Annotated in this window: 1 protein-coding gene; it reads left to right on the top strand. The window is 37.5% G+C overall.

All coding sequences use genetic code 11. The features are described from left to right. The first annotated feature begins 218 nt into the window (after positions 1-218). Positions 219-1,106: a hypothetical protein gene (locus tag BTHERMOSOX_RS11400; RefSeq protein ID WP_138121224.1), complete on the top strand. Its 888-nt coding sequence runs from the start codon at positions 219-221 to the stop codon at positions 1,104-1,106. The last annotated feature ends 43 nt before the right edge of the window (positions 1,107-1,149 follow it).

The raw sequence follows: 1,149 nt of genomic DNA, 5'->3' as shown, positions 1-1,149 counted from the left end.
TATCAGGGAACTGATGTTTATATTGGGTCTTTAGGAGGAAGTCTTTATGCTTACGGGACTCAGTTCGGTGGATTGCTAGAGCTCGGAGAGCTAAGTCACTGGGCAGAGGAAATGCAAAAGGAAACGGGTAATAAGTAAACCCATAGCTTAGTTGTAAATGTTTTATCACCCGGCGCTTTTTTTTAAAAGCGCCATTTAATTATTTATAGGATGTAAATATGAACTTTAAAAAAATAACAGCCTCGTCTCTCCTGCTTGCTGGTATAGCAATGTCACCGCATGCCTTGGCAGCACAGTCTTTTGATGGGCACACGATTAATGTAGCATTTGAAATATGGGCAGGTGATGATGTATCTAACGTGCTTGAAATTACAAATGATAAAGATGTTCTGGCTAGTGACTGGGCTCATCCTGATGAGAAAGATTTTTATGTTTCTTCTCCAGACGTAGATTATTTTGATTGGGACATAGATTTTAACCAGAATAGGATTGAATTGACTTATACGTCTATTAAAGTTAACGACGATGATTATGAATATTCTTACATCGATTCAAAAGGCTTTCATTTTCAGGATATTGAGAATAGCTTGCCTGACATTATCAATGTAATTGTGGATGCGGATTTCGCCCCCCCGGGGTTTGATCCAAACTTAGTTACTTTTGATGCGGATAATATCTATGTTAATTTAAGAGGCTCGTCATGTGTTAATCCATACATATTATTCGACGAAGATATGAGCTTTATGCCCGGGTGTAGTAACCCAATGGGCCCGACTAGATATAATAATCGAATCAAGATAAAAGTTGAGTTTGCTTCCGATGGAACTAATGATGATCCAACTATTGATAATGCAACTATTAATCAATTATATGACTGGTTAGAATCAAAATATCCAGAATCTTTACCTACACATCAGGACTCTTTTTATATACAAGGGTACTATGCACGATTTTATGAGGGGACTGGCTTTTATGTTGGGTCTTTAAAAGGACGTCTTTATCTTTACAACATCCATCTTGGTGCCATGATAGAGCTCGGAGAAATAAGTCACTTGGTAGAGGAAATGAAAGCTGAAATGGCCACGGATGAAATGGATAATATTTAAAACCATAGCTTAGTTGTAAATGTTTTATCACCCGGCGCTTTTT

The organism is Bathymodiolus heckerae thiotrophic gill symbiont (assembly GCF_900128515.1).
GTDB lineage: Bacteria > Pseudomonadota > Gammaproteobacteria > PS1 > Pseudothioglobaceae > Thioglobus_A.
This window is presented reverse-complemented; position numbering and strand designations above follow the sequence as displayed.

Excerpts from the sequence above, each read along its gene's own strand:
- BTHERMOSOX_RS11400 (WP_138121224.1), top strand. The coding sequence starts at position 219 with ATGAACTTTAAAAAAATAACAGCCTCGTCTCTCCTGCTTGCTGGTATA.